The organism is Saccharospirillaceae bacterium (assembly GCA_022448365.1).
GTDB lineage: Bacteria > Pseudomonadota > Gammaproteobacteria > Pseudomonadales > Oceanobacteraceae > Bacterioplanoides.
In genome coordinates this window covers 100457-119432 of the sequence record JAKVCS010000001.1, presented here as the reverse complement: position 1 = coordinate 119432, position 18976 = coordinate 100457, and the positions used below count along the sequence as shown (strand labels likewise).

At 48.0% G+C, this 18976-nt stretch carries 21 protein-coding genes; all 21 read left to right on the top strand.

Annotated features, from left to right (window positions below):
- The first annotated feature begins 17 nt into the window (after positions 1-17).
- The 21 genes from MK185_00540 to MK185_00440 all read left to right on the top strand — a co-directional run bounded on the left by MK185_00540 (position 18) and on the right by MK185_00440 (position 18975).
- Complete coding sequence (locus tag MK185_00540; GenBank protein ID MCH2039109.1) at positions 18-344, top strand: YbaB/EbfC family nucleoid-associated protein; 327 nt, start codon at positions 18-20, stop codon at positions 342-344.
- 27 nt (positions 345-371) lie between these two features.
- Complete coding sequence (locus tag MK185_00535) at positions 372-920, top strand: toprim domain-containing protein (protein ID MCH2039108.1); 549 nt, start codon at positions 372-374, stop codon at positions 918-920.
- The gene (rnd, locus tag MK185_00530) at positions 913-2052 is read left to right on the top strand and encodes a ribonuclease D (GenBank protein ID MCH2039107.1); all 1140 of its coding nucleotides are present in this window, start codon (positions 913-915) and stop codon (positions 2050-2052) included. The genes MK185_00535 and rnd overlap by 8 nt, the downstream gene beginning before the upstream one ends.
- A 22-nt stretch (positions 2053-2074) precedes the next feature.
- A complete protein-coding gene (locus tag MK185_00525) occupies positions 2075-2371 on the top strand; it encodes a YcgL domain-containing protein (protein ID MCH2039106.1) in 297 nt (98 codons plus the stop codon).
- On the top strand, positions 2361-2801 hold the full coding sequence (locus MK185_00520) for a YcgN family cysteine cluster protein (protein MCH2039105.1): 441 nt from the start codon (positions 2361-2363) through the stop codon (positions 2799-2801). The genes MK185_00525 and MK185_00520 overlap by 11 nt, the downstream gene beginning before the upstream one ends.
- A gap of 13 nt (positions 2802-2814) precedes the next feature.
- Entirely contained in the window at positions 2815-3171 is a 357-nt protein-coding gene (locus MK185_00515; protein ID MCH2039104.1) for a hypothetical protein, read from the top strand.
- Between the two features lie 268 nt (positions 3172-3439).
- Positions 3440-4108, top strand: coding sequence for a hypothetical protein (locus MK185_00510; GenBank protein ID MCH2039103.1), 669 nt, complete (start codon positions 3440-3442; stop codon positions 4106-4108).
- A 23-nt stretch (positions 4109-4131) separates the two neighbouring features.
- Positions 4132-6423 carry a VWA domain-containing protein gene (locus tag MK185_00505; protein MCH2039102.1) on the top strand — a complete coding sequence of 764 codons (2292 nt, stop codon included), beginning with the start codon at positions 4132-4134 and terminating at the stop codon, positions 6421-6423.
- Positions 6424-6588: 165 nt separating this feature from the next.
- Positions 6589-7431, top strand: a complete 843-nt coding sequence (locus MK185_00500; GenBank protein ID MCH2039101.1) for a MoxR family ATPase — start codon at positions 6589-6591, stop codon at positions 7429-7431.
- A gap of 13 nt (positions 7432-7444) precedes the next feature.
- Positions 7445-8626, top strand: a complete 1182-nt coding sequence (locus MK185_00495) for a VWA domain-containing protein (GenBank protein ID MCH2039100.1) — start codon at positions 7445-7447, stop codon at positions 8624-8626.
- Between the two features lie 167 nt (positions 8627-8793).
- The gene (locus MK185_00490; GenBank protein MCH2039099.1) at positions 8794-9471 is read left to right on the top strand and encodes a hypothetical protein; all 678 of its coding nucleotides are present in this window, start codon (positions 8794-8796) and stop codon (positions 9469-9471) included.
- The gene (locus tag MK185_00485; GenBank protein ID MCH2039098.1) at positions 9468-10094 is read left to right on the top strand and encodes a hypothetical protein; all 627 of its coding nucleotides are present in this window, start codon (positions 9468-9470) and stop codon (positions 10092-10094) included. Before MK185_00490 ends, MK185_00485 begins: the two co-directional genes overlap by 4 nt.
- An 8-nt stretch (positions 10095-10102) precedes the next feature.
- Entirely contained in the window at positions 10103-10576 is a 474-nt protein-coding gene (locus MK185_00480) for a peroxiredoxin family protein (GenBank protein ID MCH2039097.1), read from the top strand.
- A gap of 99 nt (positions 10577-10675) precedes the next feature.
- Positions 10676-11185, top strand: a complete 510-nt coding sequence (locus MK185_00475) for a hypothetical protein (protein ID MCH2039096.1) — start codon at positions 10676-10678, stop codon at positions 11183-11185.
- A 20-nt stretch (positions 11186-11205) separates the two neighbouring features.
- Positions 11206-13164 (top strand): hypothetical protein, encoded by a 1959-nt coding sequence (locus MK185_00470; protein MCH2039095.1) that lies wholly within the window; start codon positions 11206-11208, stop codon positions 13162-13164.
- On the top strand, positions 13157-16057 hold the full coding sequence (locus MK185_00465) for a tetratricopeptide repeat protein (GenBank protein MCH2039094.1): 2901 nt from the start codon (positions 13157-13159) through the stop codon (positions 16055-16057). Before MK185_00470 ends, MK185_00465 begins: the two co-directional genes overlap by 8 nt.
- The gene (locus tag MK185_00460) at positions 16038-16763 is read left to right on the top strand and encodes a tetratricopeptide repeat protein (protein MCH2039093.1); all 726 of its coding nucleotides are present in this window, start codon (positions 16038-16040) and stop codon (positions 16761-16763) included. Before MK185_00465 ends, MK185_00460 begins: the two co-directional genes overlap by 20 nt.
- Before the next feature lie 2 nt (positions 16764-16765).
- Entirely contained in the window at positions 16766-17098 is a 333-nt protein-coding gene (locus MK185_00455; protein MCH2039092.1) for a hypothetical protein, read from the top strand.
- Positions 17099-17265: 167 nt separating this feature from the next.
- Entirely contained in the window at positions 17266-17913 is a 648-nt protein-coding gene (locus tag MK185_00450) for a MotA/TolQ/ExbB proton channel family protein (GenBank protein ID MCH2039091.1), read from the top strand.
- Positions 17914-17983: 70 nt separating this feature from the next.
- Positions 17984-18472: a biopolymer transporter ExbD gene (locus tag MK185_00445; GenBank protein ID MCH2039090.1), complete on the top strand. Its 489-nt coding sequence runs from the start codon at positions 17984-17986 to the stop codon at positions 18470-18472.
- Positions 18469-18975 carry a biopolymer transporter ExbD gene (locus MK185_00440; protein MCH2039089.1) on the top strand — a complete coding sequence of 169 codons (507 nt, stop codon included), beginning with the start codon at positions 18469-18471 and terminating at the stop codon, positions 18973-18975. Before MK185_00445 ends, MK185_00440 begins: the two co-directional genes overlap by 4 nt.
- Position 18976: the final 1 nt, after the last annotated feature.

The window sequence follows — 18976 nt, the reverse complement described above, 5'->3', positions numbered from 1 at the left end:
TTTGAAGAGGTCGAAGTATGATTAAAGGTGGTATGGGTAACCTGATGAAGCAGGCCCAGAAGATGCAAGAGCAAATGCAGGAAGCTCAGGCAAAACTGGCAGAGGCGGAAGTAACCGGAGAGTCTGGTGCTGGCCTGGTCAAAGTCACCATGAACGGTCGTCATGACGTTAAGCGTGTTGAGCTGGACGACTCTGTGATGGAAGAAGACAAAGAAATGTTAGAGGATTTGCTGGCTGCTGCGGTCAATGACGCTGTGCGCAAGATCGAAGCCAACAGTCAGGAGCAAATGTCTAAGATGACGGCTGGCATGGGCTTGCCACCCGGTATGAAAATGCCGTTCTGATCGGTTGAGTAAAAGTAGCGACAGACATTGAACAAAAACGAATTCGCTGAGTTATTTCAGAGTCTGGAACAGAGCTTTGACGCATTGCCTGGTGTCGGCCCAAAGGCTGCGAAGCGCCTTGCCAGGCATGTTTTTAATCAGGCGAGTACCGGTGAATTAGCCGATCGCCTTCAATCGGCACAGAAATTCACTCACTGTGAATACTGTCGCATGCCAGTCAGAACCAGTTGCGATGGATGTCGTGATGCCATTTCGAACGAGTTGCTGGTCGTGGAGCAAGCGGATCAGGCGGTGTTTTGGCAAGCAAATGGATTCACCGGGCGTGTTTTCGTTTTGCACGGTTTGTTATCACCCGCCGCGGGCTGCGGGCCAACTGAACTGGGTTTGGCACAATTAAAGCGTTTGACTGCACAGCTGCAGCCTGTTGCCGTCTGGTTGCAGTTAGAAGGCGGTGTTGAGGCTCAGGTGACCGAGCAGTTTATTCGCAATCTGTTGCCGGAAATGTCGTTACGCAGCTGGTCTGTCGATGACTTTCTGCAACATCTAAACACTAACGGGGTCAAAAGCAGTGACTGAATTATTTCAGCCGAACTGGATTGCCGATAACCAGGCGTTGCAGGAAGCCTGCAATCTGTGGCAGGGAGAGGCGTATCTCGCTGTTGATACTGAATTTGTCAGAACAACGACGTTTTATCCTAAAGCCGGTTTGATTCAGATCACTTCCAGTGACGGAGATTACCTGATTGATCCTCTGGTAATTGATGATTGGCAGCCATTGCGTGAGATATTTGAGCACCCTCTGATCGTAAAGGTGTTTCACGCCTGCGCTGAAGACCTCGAGGTTTGTCGGCAATTAGTGGGGTGCGTTCCTGCGCCTCTGGCCGACAGTCAACACGCCGCAGCGCTTGCTGGCCTGGGGGGATCCATGGGATTTCAACGTGTTGTATCTGCCGTTTTGGGCATTGATTTGCCAAAGGGCGAGACGCGTTCGAATTGGCTGGAGCGCCCGCTACGTGAAGAGCAGGTACAGTATGCTGTGGCCGATGTGCATTATTTGTATCGTCTTTATCCCAAGCTAATTGCTCAGCTAAAAAAAATGCAGCGTGAAGCCTGGCTGGCAGAAGATTGTGATCGGCTTGTGGAGCAGGCAAAGGCACCTGAAGTGTTGGCAGAGCACTATCGCCGCGTGAAGCTGGCGTGGAAATTACGCGCCCAGGAGCAATTTGTGTTGCAACAGCTTGTTGTGTGGCGCGAACAACAGGCGCGTGAGCGCGATGTACCACGAAATAAAGTGGTTGATGACAATACCCTGTGGAATCTTGCCCGCTACAAAGTAAAGAACCACGATCAGTTAATCCGTTCGGGAATGAAGCCGGCTTCTGCACGACAAGATGGAAAGGTTGTACTGAAAATCATTGAGCAAGCATTGGCCATGGAAAGTCGTTATTGGCCCAAGCAGCTGGATAAGCCACTATCACCGCAAGTTGGTCAGACACTGAAAGATCTGAAAAAGATCATTGTGGAAAAAGCAGAGCAGCTGAATATTCCGGCCGACCTTCTGGTGAAGAAAAAAGCCCTTGAAGCCTTGCTGCGCTCGGGAATGGCATCAGGAAAGTACGCTCTGCCTGACAGTCTGGCGGGTTGGCGTAAAGCAGAAATTACCGATGAATTAATTCTGGCGTTAACCGAAGTGACGGCGCCGGATTGACAGATGTAAGTTGAGAGAGTTCATGACTAAGATTTTATGTGACATTTACAAGTCATTGAAAAAAGATGAAGCCTATTTGTACGTCGCGCAAAAAACAGGATTGAAGGAATTACCTGAGGAGTTGCTGGAGGTTTTCGGCCCAGCAGAGAAGACGCTGACGATTATTCTTACCGAGGATAAGAAGTTGGCACGCGCAGAGGCTGTAAAAGTTATGGCAGAAATTGAAGACAAAGGTTATTACCTTCAGATGCCTCCTCCTAAAGAAACCTATATGTTGGATTTGTTCTGTAAAAAGGACAAAAGCGATCATGAGTGTTGAGCCATTCTGGCGTACCAAAACACTGGCGCAAATGAGTCGCCCGGAGTGGGAGTCGTTATGTGATGGTTGTGCGCTCTGTTGCTTGCATAAGCTTGAAGATGAAGATACCGGGGATGTGTATTATACCGACGTTCATTGTCGTTATATGGATACCAAAAACTGCCAGTGTACTGTCTATCAAGAACGCAATAAAAAGGTCCCAACCTGTGTCTGGCTAACACCCGAACAGGCGGAAAGCTTCTTTTGGCTACCGCAAACCTGTGCTTATCGTGTATTGCAAGAGGGACGAGATCTGCCGGAATGGCACCCTTTAATCAGCGGTGATCCGGACTCTGTTCATCGGGCCGGGATCTCAATCAAAAATAAAGGTATTGCCGACAATCGAATCGCTGAAGAGTACTGGCAGGATCGGATTATCTGGAAAGCGTAGAGCGGGATTATTAATGGAAGGTATTTCAGAGTTTATTGTTTTTTGGCTGATGTATTTCGTGTTCGCCACGCTGGCATTCTGGTGCTGGCGGCGGTTATTTTTCTGGATGGATGCGAGTGGTGAGGCGCGGCGCTTTTGCTATATGACGGGTGCAGTGCTGCTTTATACGCCAGCACCGATTGAAGCTGGGTCACAGTATTTTGCGCCAGCGTTTGTCGTCTTTCCATTTACATTGCTTACTTCTTCACTGGCACAGGCGATGTATGCTGCAAACTGGTTGTTATCTGGTCTTGCAGCGGGGGCTTTGTTGTTGGCAATCTTTCAGCTTGTTCGGCGCTTCACTGCGGATGAAACCAAAACGGCCAGCTAATGGTCGTTACTGTTTTTATTCTGACCCTGGCACTTCACCTTTATACCTCTGATCGCTTAAGCATCGATCGATTATTTTTTTATTACTTTTCTGGCTAACAGCGGATTCTTTGCTAGTTTTAATGCAGGGAGCGTTCTGATGTCGTCGATTCTGGCGAAAGTGCGGAATGAAAAAAGTAACTTGGGGGTTCTTCCATCAACGGAATAACAGGACTTAGAGGTTGAGTCTCTGCGCGAGATAACTCCTCTGATGGATGAGGTTAGAGATCATGGCAAATCATATTTTTATTCTGGCAACTGTGATGTTGCTGGCTGGCATTTTTGGCGGTTTGGTGAATTATTACCTGTACGGTGAGAAGGACCCGGATGCGGCAAGTCTGCCACGTTTTTTAGTTGTCGGTGTTGGCGCATCGTTTTTGGTGCCGGTAATCCTCGACATGGTCAACAGTGAGCTTGTTCTTGAGAGCCAGGGGGACCCATCCCGACTGTTAATTTTCACGGGTTTCTGTCTTATTTCAGCTTTGTTAAGCCGATTCTTTATCGATAATCTTTCGGATCGAATCCTCAGTGAGGCACAGGTTGCTAAATCCCGTTCGGAGGAGGTTCAGCAGAATTTACGCACAATTCAAAATGAATTATTACCATTGATCGATACGGAAACCGAGCAGGACATGTCAAATGCTGATCCTCAGGTTGTCGAGATGAATGATGAGCTGGATGTTACTTCCGCTCAGGTATTGAAAATACTCTCCAGTGGACGTTTTATCTTCCGCTCTTTGGCCGGTGTTTGTCGTGAGGCCAATGCTGAGGAATCCACCATCCTCAAAACGCTGCATGTTTTAACCATACGCAGCCTGGCTGGCAAGGTGAGCGGTAAAAACGGCGTGCGCTGGCATATCACCGAAAAAGGCCGACGTGTTTTAGAAACCAGTCTGTAATTTATTAGCCCCCGGGAGCACTTATGATTAAGCGTTGTTGGCTGTCGGGGGTGATTTCTGTATCGCTCCTGCTGTTTTCCCTTCTTGCTGTATTTTCTACCCAGCGCATTCACGCTGAACCTAACTCTAAAGCCTCCGATGTGCGAATCGTCATAGACATCTCAGGCAGTATGAAGCAAACCGATCCGAATAACCTGCGGGCCCCAGCGCTGAATTTACTGGTTGAGTTGTTGCCCGATGGCGCTCAGAGTGGTGTTTGGACATTTGGCCGATACATTAATATGTTGGTGCCTCTGGGAAATGTTGATCAGGCCTGGCGTGATAAGGCCAAGTTAAGCGCTGAGCAAATCAGTTCTGTTGGTTTGCAAACAAACCTTGTAGAAGCGTTAGATAAAGCGTCATGGAAGATGTCGGAGGATTCCGGTTTTGATCACAGTGTGATCCTTCTGACTGATGGCAAGATTGATATGGTTACTCCCGGACAGGGAGCCGATATCAATGCGAGTGAAAAAACACGATTACTGAATGAGGTATTACCCCGATACATAGACGCAGGTGCCCGGATTCATACGCTTGCACTATCAGGTGCGGCGGATAATGCAACGCTACAGCAAATCTCCTTGGAAACCGGCGGTCTCTATTTGCAGGCCGATAATGCAGATCAGCTATTGAAAGCCTTTCTCAAAGCGTTTGATCGCGCTGTTCCGGTTGAACAGGTACCGATGACCAATAACCGCTTTGAAATTGATGCCAGTATTGAAGAGTTTACCGCACTGGTATTTCGCGCAGCGGGAGCGCGTGAAACCACCTTGGTGGCTCCTGATGGCGGAATCATTTCGCAGGAAAATAGCCGTAAGAATGAAGATATTCGTTGGCATCGCGATATTAATTTCGATTTGATTACCGTTAAGAATCCGGAGGCAGGCGGTTGGGCAGCTGATGCAGATGTTGATCCGGACAATCGTGTCCAGATTCTGACTGATCTGAAGTTGCAGGTCGAAGGATTGCCGGGCAGCATCTTTGCTGGCTATCCGGTAAACCTGGAAATTGCTCTCACAGAAAAAGATAAAATTCTGGATGAAAAAGCCATTCTTGAGTTAACGGACTTTACGTTAAAAGTGAAGGCTCCCGATGGCAGAACCGGAAGTAAGTTATTGTCCGATCCGGAGTCGTTACCGGAAGACGGTGTGTTTCTTGAGTCTTTGACACGGTTGTCGCAACAAGGGGAATATCAGGTCGAAATTACAGCCACCGGACGTACCTTCCAGCGTCGCCAAGTCCTCACCGCTACTCTGATGGAGCCTTTGGCTGTTCAAATCGAGCCTGACTATGGTGAGCAGGTGCTGAATATTTATGTGACACCTGAGGTTGATAACGTCGATACCGGTCTTTCCAGAGTGATTGCGCGTGTCACAAGTCCGGATGGCAGTTCCGTGATTCATTCGATGACGTTTGATCAGGCAAATAATTTCTGGCACTTGCCGCTGTCAGCTGATAAGGGGCAGGGCGACTATGATGCCCTTCTCAATATTCGCGGCGTCACATCCAATGGTAGTACGTTCAAAAGTAAGCCGGAGAGTATCAAAGCGGCTTTTCCGCTGGTTAAACCGGGTACCGATACAATATCTGATCAAGTGGTCGCTGAAAGTACTGTTGCTGCGATGGATGCGTCAGCAGAGAGCACTGCGATGGCGCAGTCAGATACGGGCGTGTCTGCTGTGCAGCCAGAATCATCGGCGCAAGACCTCGTGCAGCCAGAAAATGCCCCACAGGCCGTCATGCCTGAGCCAGAGGTTCAGCCTGATGCTCAGGTTGAACCCGAATCAGAGCCCGAGATTCAGCCGGATTTGAAAGCGACATTTGAGGAACAAATGACCACGGAGCCTCTAAGCGAGACTGCTGAAGAGACTGAAGGCGGAGTGTCCTGGTGGGTTTATCTGATTCTCGCACTGGGTAATCTGACCGTCTTTGGCGGTGCCGCATTCTGGTGGTTTAAGAAACGGAAGCCAATGATGGCGGCTCCGGTTGATTCTGATGTGGCATCGAAAGTAAATGACACTGGGCTTCCCCCGGATCTTGAGACTGAATTTGATGAAGCTGACCTTGATGGAGACTTCGATTCTTTCGATGATGAGGGGGAGGAAGAGATTTCGGCCGCAGGTGGTACACCTGGCGCCACTCTTGGGGCGGGAACCGATACCGGCCTCGGCTTGGATGATGACTTCTCGATTGATCCGGAAGAGCTTGATGGCAGTGGCGACGGAGATGATGACTGGGGAGAGTTTGATGCCCCAGATGACGACAAAAAGGAATAATGACCGCAATTAAGCGGACAGAAATGAGCAAACTGTTTTCTCAACTGGCAAAATCGACGGGCCTTTGACGTCGTTTTTGCCTTGCTGATCCATAATCCCCTCCTTATACTTCCGGCGTATTTTGTTGAATAATATTCGTGTCAGCTAATTAAGCCAGAGGTTTTTATGAAGTTTCAGGGTACAGACGATTATGTAGCAACTCCGGAGTTGCGTATGGCGGTTAACGCCGCTATCACTTTGCAGCGCCCATTGTTACTAAAAGGTGAGCCTGGAACCGGTAAGACCATGCTGGCCGAGCAGCTTGCTCAGTCGTTGGATACCGAATTGATTCAGTGGCACATCAAAAGTACAACCAAGGCACATCAGGGTTTGTACGAATATGACGCCGTTTCCCGTTTACGCGACTCTCAGTTGGGGAATGACAAAGTTCACGACATCAAGAACTACATCGTGAAAGGTAAGTTATGGGAAGCGTTCACTGCCGATAAGCCTGTTGTTCTGCTGATTGATGAAATTGATAAAGCAGATATTGAGTTTCCGAACGACTTATTGTTAGAACTCGATAAGATGGAATTCTTCTGTTACGAAACTCAAGAACGCATTGTCGCCAAGCATCGCCCAATTATTCTGATTACCAGTAACAACGAGAAAGAGCTGCCGGACGCTTTTCTGCGTCGTTGTTTCTTCCACTACATCGATTTCCCTGATCGCGACACCATGAAAGAAATTGTCGAAGTGCATTATCCGGGCATTCAGAATGAGTTGGTCACGGAGTCGATGGATGTATTTTTTGACGTTCGAAAAGTACCGGGCCTGAAGAAGAAGCCCTCGACGTCAGAATTGATCGATTGGCTTAAGCTGTTAATGGCTGACGATATCGGCGTAGAGATTTTGCGTAATAAAGATACTTCGAAAGCAATTCCACCCATGTATGGGGCTCTGGTGAAGAATGAACAGGATGTCCAGCTGCTGGAGAAACTGGCATTTATGAGTCGTCGTAAGGGCTGAAAAGGCATTTCCTATGCTCATTGATTTCTTTCAAACAGTTCGTCAGGCCAAAGTTCCATGTTCAGTTCGGGAATATCTGGACCTCGTTGCCGCTGTGCAGGCTCACGTAGCCTTTGCCGACCTGAATGACTTTTATGCGTTAGCCAAGCTTGTGCTGGTTAAAGACGAGAAGCATTACGATAAATTCGACAAAGCATTCGGCAGTTACTTCAAAGGACTGGACGCAATGCCAGCCCTGATGGAAGAAGCCAACATCCCCGATGATTGGATGCGTAAAGAATTTGAGCGCATGCTGACCGAAGAGCAGATGGAACAGATCGAGGCGATGGGCGGCTTCGATAAGGTGATGGACGAGTTCCAGAAACGTTTGGATGAGCAGAAAAAACGCCATCAGGGCGGCAATAAAATGATTGGCACGGGCGGTACTTCGCCGTTTGGTGCTAATGGTTATAATCCTGAGGGCATACGTATTGATCAGGGGCGCTCACGACATAAAAAGGCAATCAAAGTTTGGGAGCAGCGCAATTATCGTGACCTGGATGACTCCATCGATCTCGGTATCCGTAATGTAAAAGTAGCACTGAGGCGACTTCGCAAGTTCGCTCGTCAGGGGGCTGCTGAAGAGTTGGATATGAGTGACACCATCGAGTCAACCGCGAAAAATGCCGGATTCCTTGACATTAAGATGGTGCCTGAACGCCACAATGCAGTGAAGGTGCTGCTGTTTTTTGATGTGGGCGGATCGATGGACCCGCACGTACGTGTTTGTGAAGAGCTGTTTTCAGCGACTCGAACCGAATTCAAGCATATGGAAACCTTCTATTTCCATAACTGCTTGTATGAGTCTGTTTGGAAAAATAATATCCGCCGCATGAACGAACGCACTGAAACCTGGGATATTCTGAGAAAATACAGCAGTGACTACAAAGTGATCTTTGTTGGTGATGCCATGATGGCGCCGTATGAAGTTACCCATGCGGGTGGCAGTGTTGAACATTGGAATGAAGAACCTGGGGCTGTCTGGATGCAGCGGATGGCAGATCAGTTTGATAAGTTGGTTTGGCTCAATCCGGCGCCGGAAGCGCATTGGGGACAGGGTGGATCTCTTGGCGCAATCAGGGAGATTGTGAAAGATAAAATGTATCCTCTGAGCCTGCAGGGCCTTGAAGACGCAATGCGTCACTTGAGTAAATAGCGCAGGAAACTTTGTAAAGTACGATCGTACCAATTGTTTGGTGGTGGTCTTTGTAGGACAATACGGAAGATCTGGCAGGGATGTCCGAATAACTAAAATAATGACTAGGGCGTTAGACCATGTTGGGCCTGGGGAAACATCCATTGACAGCTTGTTCAGGCAAACTGTTGATTTTCATATTACTGCAATCACTTGTTGCTCAGTTCAGCCTCGCTGATGATCGCCGCATTCAGCTGAGGAATGGTCCTGGCGATGCATTTTCTGTGGTGTTCGAAGTATCTTCAGATCACGGCTTAAAGCCGATCCGTTTACAAGGGGAGTGGCTTCTCCTTGGTAATGAGCGCATACAGGGCTGGGCTCACCGCTCATATATCTCTCAATCAGTGCATGTCAGTGAGTCTCAGCTTTGGCTCATCCGGCAAAAACCGATTGTCTCTCAGTGGAATCTGCAATTCGGTGGCAGTAGCCAACGAGCGGTTAATATTGCACTGGCTTACCCTGTGAAAAAAAACACTCTGGCTTTGCGTGCACAGCGACGCGCTTTTGGCGAATCGGCCTGGCAAAGTCTTTCGCTGGCTCTGGAAACCGGTCTTAAGCGGTTTGGCGATACCCAAACGGTTCGTGCGGGTGCCTTTGTCGGTGTTGGTGTTAATGAGGAGGGCAGCCGTCACTGGAGCGATGATCAAACAATGTTGACGACTGGCCTGGTTGGTCTGAATCTGGATTGGCACGCTGATTTAAATAAGCAACTAAGCATGATCATGCGTTTGAATACCGAACAGGCGCTTTCTGGTAATAGTGCGAATCACAACGAAGTTTCATTGATCTGGAATTTAAAGATATGACGTCCCTGATTAGAAAATTCTGTGTTTTTATGAGTGTCTTCGTGGTTTTAATGACGAGCGCCAAAGCGCAAACGACGGACATCTACCAGCCCAAAGTGCTTGTTGCTGGTGTAAGTAAACAGGAAAGCATCGAACGCACCAATGGCAGTTGGGGTTTCGGTGTTGGGAAGGTTGCTCAGGAGAACCTGACGGCTAATATGGCCTTTACCTTTGGTGGCCGTTATTTTGCCGGAGAGCGCTGGTATGTGTTGGCTAATTTGCAATCCGGTACGTTCAGTGACCGCATTATTGCCGACGCGGGTGGCCAGGTTCTGGTAAAAAAGGATGTGACCAGTGTGCTGGTGAACAGCGGTCTCGGCTACAACCTGATGCAAGGCTCCGCCAGCTTTTCAGGCGTCCGCGCTTATCCCTGGCAACTGGGTATTGAGGCATATTTGGGAGAACAATTTACCGGTGACAGCAGCGGTCGCTACACCGGTCTGGGGTTGTCCTGGCAATTAATCATGGGTAAACGTTGGTTGTCTCTGGATTCCAAGACTTTCCAGATCAATGATGACAATCTGAAACAAGCCAAAGTCAGCAAGGGGATCCAATGGGGATTATCGTTCGGATCCTATTTCTGATCAGTTGTATGGCTATTGCCTCAAGCCTGGTTGTGGCTCAGGACAGTTCTGAGACATCGGTCATTGCACCAGGGCAGAGTGTGCCGGACTTTTCTTTACCTGCAGCGAATGGCTGGGGACAGCGACTGGCAGAAGTAAAAGGTCAGGCCGTAATGCTGATCTGGCTCGACGATTGTGATCAGTGTGATGAACAATTAGTTCAATATCAGCTAATGGCTGAAGGTCTGCAGGCCGAGGGACTGGTTACCTGGTTCATCTGGACGCCGGATGGCGATGATAAAGCACCGGATATGCGGCTGCCTGTTCTGGTTGCCGATCCGTATTGGAAAACCGCCTGGCAATTTAAATCACGGCCGGCAATTATGTTGATCAATGGCGAAGGTGTACTTGAACATCTGATGCTGGGCGACCTGGACGATAATTTCTCCAGCACAAACGAATTGCTGCCATCGTGGCTGGCGCAGCAACAAAGGCTGAAATAACCAGCCGAATGCATACACGATCCCGCTGCTCTACAGAACCATTGCGGCTGATCAATAGAATATAAGTGTGTCTCAGAGGCGGCACAAAGTGAGGAAATAATGACGTTGGTAAAACAGATTTTGTCTGTGCTGTTGGTCACTATGGCGATAACCGTCCAGGCCAATCAGGCTGAAGTTGGTGACGATATTCGTTCTGTGAAGCAGGCCGTGCTGGAGCTGAACAAAGAATTGTATGCTCTGGAAGAGGAGCTATTGAGTCCAGCAACAACCCGGGCAGCTTTTTATTTTTCGTTGGCTTACGGAGAGTTCTTTGAGCCCTTGTCCATTGAGGTGAAAAGTGATGACTTCGACCCGGTTCAACACATTTATACCGAGCGCCAGATCAACGCTTTGCGCATGGGCGCGGTTCAGCCCCTGGCTCAAATTAATATGGGACCGGGTAATCACCAGTTGCGTATTGTTGTCCGGGGTGTTGATCACCTGGGTCAGAATCGTGAGCTGGTTATTAACGAAACGGTGGAAAAAAACGATCAGCCATTGTTGCTGGAAATTGTTATTTCTGACGAGGCTGAGCTGAAAACTTCAAATGCCCGGCTGAAACGCTGGTAATCGCAGGCAGTATTATTCTTATGCGTTTGATGTTTGGTCTTCTGATATTTCTACTCTCGGCAACGCTGCCCCTGCAGGCTGAGCCATCCCCCAGTTCCGCTGTAATTAAGACAGTGGATCAGACCCGCGAACAACCGTCAGAGCATTTGCTGCGTGGTGCTTTTTATTTCCATTATCTGGATGATAATTATCAGCAGGCACTGAATGCACTGCGCTCCTGGAAGCTGGCGGCTGGTAAGACGAATAGCGAAAGCAAAGTGATGGAAGCAGCCATACTGCTGGCGTTAGGTCTGGATCATCAGGCACAAGACCTTTATACAGAGGTCAGTATTCGTGAAGTTGCTGGTAGTGGTAATGCCTGGTTTCATTTGTCCCGGCGCTGGCTTTCGCTGGGCAAGTGGCAAAATGCTGAAGCCAGCATCAACAAAGCACTCAAGTTACGTAATTCTCTGAACGACGAGTATTACCAGCAGGCATTGTTTATTCAGTCTGCAAGCCGCTCGAACCTCGATATGATTACGGAAGCCAAAATATCGTTGGAGAATATGGACAGCAATGGAATCTGGACTGGCCTGGCGCGTTACAACTGGATGCTGGCGCTGATGCGGAGCAATGCCAACAGTCGCGATTTGGAAAAGTTCGTTGAGGAAACGGCGTTTTACGTTCCGGACACGTTTGAGGGTAAAGCATTAAAAGATCGTATTCTGTTGGTTGCCGGGATATACGCATTGGATTCAGGAAAAAACCGCAGTGCAGAGGCCTACTTCAGAGAGATCAGCCAGGATTCAGCGTTCACCGCACCTGGCTTGCTGCATTATGGCTGGGCTTTGGTGGAGCAATGGAAGTATCAGGAAGCAATGCAGCCGTGGCGCATACTGCAGCAAAAGTACAACGACTTTCATCCGGCCGTGGTCGAGTCGATTCTTGGCGTACCGCACGCTTTAGAACTGTTAAATGCTACGACTCAATCTTTAAAAACGTATGAAGTGGTAGAGATTCGTCTCCAACGTATGCTCGATAAGCTGGAAGTCTTAAATCAAGATGCAACAATTGATGCCTGGCTGACACAGTGGTTGGAGCAACAAGATGAGCCATGGGGTTGGATGCGTGTTCAACTGCAGGACATGCACGACTCTGATATGACCCGCTCGCTGCAGTTGCTGCTTGACGACGCACAATTTAATGAACTGACAGCCAATCTGCACGATTTAAAACAATTATCCGAGCAACTTACAAAACACCAGAAAGCGTTGAGTCTTTGGAAGCACGTACTCGGTAAGCGTCAGAGTCAGTTGCAGCAGGCTGGCGGTAAAGCGCGTTTGCAGGCAATGGAACAGCGTCATCAGCAACTGGTTCGAAAAATTTTGCAAATGCAGAAAAAATTACATGCCGAAGACGAAAAAGTATTTGCTTACGCCTCGAAGCAGGATGCTGAGAATATTACCCGTCTTTCCAGTGTTGTTCCCCGTGTCGAGTATTTACAACAAATTAATACACCCACACGAGATTTGACCATATACAAAGAACGCTGGCGCCGGATGCGTGGATTGCAATTATGGACTATCTACGAGGAGAAGCCCGAGCGGCGTTGGGACAGCAATCAGGCGTATTGGCAACTGCGTTCAGAAAGTGAGCTGTTGCTGGAGCAACTCGACAATAGTCGTGAAGCTTTGCTCTGGGCTGACAGCAGCTGGAAAGGTTTCCCTCAGAAAGTGGGGCTGGCTGACCGGAAGGTAGCTCAATTGCAACTCGCAACCGAGGCTCTGATTCAGCAGCAGCAACAGCAGGTTCGCGATATGGTGCATGAATTTCTGAATGGACTGAAAACCCGGTTGACAGATTACCTTGCCCAATCGCGTTTATCCATTGCTCGTCTATACGATGACGCTTTGCAGAATAACGTTGCTGGTGGTGGTTACGATGATTATCAGCAGCCAACCGCTGAGGAACCAGATACAACCGGAGGTGAGCGTGAATAAGCGACTTGCCATTATTGCGCTGATATTTATGGTCAGTGGTTGTGCTATTTTTCAGGACCCGGCAAAACAGCAGGTGAAACTGGAGAATATTCAGCAATTGAAGGTTCGTTTAATGAGCAACGAACCACTGCAAGTGACACCTGATGAGGTCATTGACCGTTATCAGAGTTACCTGGCGGTATCGACGGAAGCGGAAATACGTATTCGCGTAGCTCATCGTATTGCCAGTCTGAAATTACAGGCCGAAGAACTCAAAATGGACCGCCTGGCCGAAGCGGCGGAAGAAGTACTGCGCGATAACGACGATCAGAGTGATGAGGTTGTTGAACAGCAACAGGCCGAATTATTGGCACAAGAGCTGGCGGACGAAGCGCAGGCTACCCGGGAAGAGCGCAATATGGCGTTATCGTCGATCAAGGATTATGAAGCGCTATTAAAAGAGTTTCCTGATCGCGTCGATAATGATGCGGTGCTGTATCAACTGGCCAAAGCCTACACCATTACCGGACAGCCTTATCAAGCAATTGCTGTTCTCGAAGAGCTTGCTCTTAAGTACCCGCGCTCTGGTTATTACCTTGAAACAGAGTTTCGTCTGGGGCAGCTGCTGTACGCTGCAGGTGATTATGAAGCCTCTGCGCAAGCTTACCAACGCCTGGTCGACCGTGGCCGTGAAGATAATAAATTCTACGTCAGCGCCGGCTATTTAAAGGGTTGGGCACTCTTTAAGCTGGAAGAAAATGAACAGTCGTTACTGGCCTTCACCAAGGTACTGGACGAGGAATACCCGGATGTTGCTGCTTTATCTTCGGCTAAGGGCGGTGAGCTGGACATGCTCAATGATATCCTGCGTATCATGGCAATTATTTTTGATTACATGGGCGATTGGGAGCAGATCGCCATGTTCTTTGATAAACACGGTCAGCGTCATTACGAATATCTGCTTTATGATCGCCTTGCCAGTCAGTATTACGATAAAAAATACTATAAGTCGGGCGCTTCAACCTTACGTGCCTTTGTTACCCGTTATCCTGATGATGTGCTTGCACCGCAATATTACGAACGCCTGATTAAAGGTTACAAAAAAGCCCGTTACCCAACCTTGTTGCGTAAACATAAAACCATTTATATCAAACGCTTTGGTGTTGGAAGCAATTATTGGCAAAAACATGGACAAGCGGTGCGCGATATTATTTCTGCGCCGTTGGCCGGTTATATCTGGGATCTTGCAAGTTTCCATCATGCCTGGGGGCAAAGTACCAAGAAACGTAAGGATAAGGTTAAGCGCCTTCAAATTGCTGAAAAATGGTATCAAGAATACGTACGTAGCTTCCCTCACAAGGACGATGTGGTTAAAGCACATTTCCTGTTAGCTGAGGTGGCAACAGAATTGCGTGATTATCAATTGGCGAAAGATCACTACGAGATCGTTGCCTATCAGTACCCCGGGTATGACAAAGCTTCGGAAGCCGGTTACGCCGCTATCCTGGCCTTTAATAAATACCAACCCGCTAAAGGTGAAACGTCGATTTGGAGACAGTTAACTGTTGCAAGTGCCATGCGTTTTGTACAGGAATTCCCCGAAGATCCGAGACGTGGAACCGTTCTCGTCAATACCGCGGAAATGTTGTTAAAGGATAAATATTACGCTCAGGCATTATCAACATCTCGGTTAGCGTGGGAATCAAAAGGAATATTGCCTGCCCGTTATAAATACGGCGCGGCTCTGGTGCGGGGGCATTCAAGCTTTGAACTGGGCTATTATGGTGAGTCGGAAATGGCGTTGTTGGAAGCCAGTCAGTACGAAAAACTGAGTCGCAACAAACGTCGTGCTTTGCGAGAAAAAGTGGCTGCAGCTATTTATAAACAAGGTGAAGTGGCGAAGGCTAATGACGAGCCTCAGGTTGCGGTAGGACATTGGCGTCGACTGGCCGAGGTTATTCCTGAAAGCAATACTAAAATCAATGCTGAATACGATGCGGCGACCATCCTGATGGAAGCTCAGGACTATGATCAGGCCATCGAAGTCTTACTGAAATTCCGTAAGGACTATCCGAACAATAAATTAATTGCCGATATTCCAAGTAAGCTCATTATTGCTTATGAAGAAAAAGGTGATTTTCGTAACGCCGCTTTTGAATTACAGACGATTTGGAAAATCAGTAAAAATCGTGAAGAACAGCGCATTGCATGTTTCCAGTCTGCCGAATACTTCGAGAAAGCGGATGATCAGGAAAATGCCATCGTTATGTATAAGCGTTACGCCCATTCCTACAAACGCCCATTTGATGCTGCCATTGAAGCGCATTTCAAACTGGATCAGATATATGCCAGTCGAGGTGATGAAGACAAGCGGCGCTTCTGGTTGGGGAAAATCATTAGCTTGAATGAAAAAGCGAAAAAAGAGCAGACTGATCGTTCGAAGTTTTTGGCAGCAAAGGCAGCCTTTGAACTGGGGGATTTTGAACGTGTGGCATTTGAAAAAGTGAATCTGAGCCTACCATTGGATAAAAGTGTGACCCTTAAGAATAAATTCATGCAGGCCGCACTGAAACGTTACACCCAGGCTGTGCAATTGGGAGTACTTGAGTACACCACCTCGTCAACATTTCGTATCGGAGAACTTTATAAACAGTTGGCTCAAGGGCTGATGAACTCCGAACGTCCTGCCGGTATGGATGAAGTTGAAGCGGAAGAATATCAGTTTTTGCTGGAGGATCAGGCGTTTCCTCTTGAAGAGGCCGCCATTGAAGTGCATCAAACGAACGCTGGTCGTACTTATGATGGCTTATACGATAGCTGGATAAAACAGAGTTATACCTCCCTGGGTGAGTTAATGCCGGGGCAATATAATAAACAGGAGAGGGCGATTTCTTATGTCGAACAAATTCGCTGAGTCTCTGCCAGTCATTATCTCTCTGGTAAAACGTCTTTCTTTTTTCAGTTTGGTGTTGTTAGTCGGCGCTTGTAGCCTGCTGCAGCCAGCTCCGGAAATTATTGATGATGGACCCAAAGAAAAACCGTTACCCCCACAATTGATTGAAGCTTATAACAGCGGTCTGGAATTGTTGCAGGATATGGATGAAGCATTGGCCTCAGGTGTTGCAGGTGACGAAGCGGGAGATGATTTGGCCGGGCTTGATACGGTTAAAAAAGCATTAGAACACTGGCAAATACTGGTCGATAAATTCCCTGAATACCCAGGCGTATGGACTAATCTGGCTTTGACACAGTTCCACCTACAACGGTATGAAGACAGCCACAGCAGTTTAACCAAGGCACTCACCATTAATCCGGATTTTTGTTCCGCCTTTAAATTAAAAGGCTTGATTGAACGTGAACTGGGTAGATTTAATGATGCCGAAATCAGCTACCTTGCAGCAGCAAAATGCGATCCACAAGACCCGGATGTACCTTACAATCTCGGAATCTTATACGACCTGTACTTACACGATCTTGAAAAAGCACTGGCTCAGTATGAAATTGCGCAACAAATGATGTCGGAGCCAGAAGATACTCTGGCGATCTGGATTCCCGACTTGCAACGTCGCAATGCAGCGAATCAGCCTGCAGCGACAGAAGAACAGGTTGCGGGAGAGTGATAATGCGACTGCTTATGATATTTTTCAGTCTGGTCTGTTCTAATGCCATTGCTGAAGGCGATAACGTTATTCGTCTTCAGGGTATTTCGATTCAGGGTAATAGTGAAGAACCACACGTGATTTACATTACTCCGTGGCGACCACCTCCGGGTACCGGGCGTTTGTATCAGCCAATCTTCAGCTACCGGGATCATTGGATGAAACCCATTGATCGGGTCAGTCTTGGACGTGAGATGCGTTACAGTGAGCGATATTTACCAAAAGAAGTAAATCATGAGCGTGTGCTGGAATTGACCAGAAAAGCGAATAACAACAATAAATCGATCACAGATTAACCAATGGAGCCAGGATAACGGCAGATAGGGCCATAATCCTGAGTTTCGGGTATTTTTTCATCACGAAAATAGTGGTTAAATCAGGCCTTTAATTATAAATGCCTGCATGACTGCGGCTAATAACTCTAACAAAGACATAGCTACTTTAAAGCTAGGGGGAAGTATCAATGGAAACTATCGTTCGTTTTTTCCAGGAAGGCGGTACCTTTATGTACCCAATCGCAATCATTATGGCGATTGGCCTTGCCATCGCATTTGAGCGTTTGTTCTTCCTTATGAAGGAAAAAAGCAGTAATCGTCAGGCGTTTGATGACATGCTGCCCATGTTACAAAAGCGTGACCTGCGCGCGGCTTTGAACTACGCCAATTCATCCGATAGTAAAATCGGAAATATTTTCTCCGCAGCCATTGCTCGTATTCCCGGATCTCAGGGTCGTGAAGAAATTGAGTACGCGTTGGAAGAGGGCCTGATGGAAGCCATTCCACAGCTGGAAAAACGTACTCAGTACGTTTCCACTCTGGCAAATATTGCCACTTTGATGGGCTTATTGGGCACCATTATGGGTTTGATTGCTGCATTTACAGCGGTAGCGAATGCTGCACCCGCTGAAAAAGCGACGCTGCTCTCGCAGTCTATTTCCGTTGCGATGAACACCACCGCATTTGGTCTGATGGCGGCTATTCCATTGTTGTTAATGCACAGCTTTCTGCAAACCAAAACCAACGAAATAGTTGATAGCATCGAGATGGCAGGCGTTAAATTCCTGAATATCATCACCGAACGTAAGCCAGGCCAAAACGACAAAGCAGCATAATAGTTGAGCTAATCCAATGAGACGCCATAAAAGACCACAAGAAGAGGCGGAGCTCAACGTAACATCCTTTATGAATCTGATGATCGTATTGGTGCCGGTATTGCTGATGAACATGGTGTTCTCGCAAGTGGCCGTTCTCGATCTGAAGCTTCCCAATGGAGATCAGCCTGGGCTGGTAAATCCGGAGGATGTTTCGCTGGAAGTCACCATTCGGAATTCCGGGTTCGTGATATCACGTACCTACAAGGAACAAACCGAGGAACTGGCGGCGCTGCCGAAAATTGCTAAAGAATTTGACTACGAGGGGCTGTCGCGCACCTTGCAGGACATCAAAAAGAATCCGGTTTTTAAGGACAAAAAAGACATCAGTCTGTTGTCTGAAGCCGAGGTGGATTATCAGACGCTAGTGACCGTGATGGATACCGTGCGTCGTTATCCAGCGGTGGTTGCTGCGTCACTGGTTGATGCTGAGCTATTCCCGGAAATTTCGTTAGGAGATGCTGCCGATAAAAGTGCAGCGGTTGAGGGCGCAACTGCCGGCGCGGAGGTGACACCATGAAGATGTCTCGTCGCGCTAAGCGTATGCAACGCAATCACAAACGAAATAAAGCCAGCGGTACATTGAACCTGACTGCACTGATGGATATTTTCACTATTCTGGTTTTCTTCCTGATGGTGAATCAATCTGAAGTGGAAGTTCAGAACAACGACGATATTAAGTTACCGGTTTCTATTTCAGAAAATAAACCCAATGAGCAGGTTACTATTATGGTGAGCTCGGCGGATATTCTGGTTCAGGGGCGTGTGATTTTATCGACTGCGGAGGCGAAGAAAGAAAAAGGGGAGCAACTGCCACAGCTGAAAAAAGAGCTGGAATATATGGCATCCCGGGCGCCGCTGTCTCCTGAGCAAAAAGCGTTCGGGCGTCCGATTACCATTATGGGTGATAAAGGTATTCCTTATACGCTGCTGAAAAAGGTAATGAACACCAGTGCTAAATCTGGTTTCAATAACATTTCGTTAGCGGTTGAGCAAAAGCCACCACAGGAAGGGGGAGCCTGAT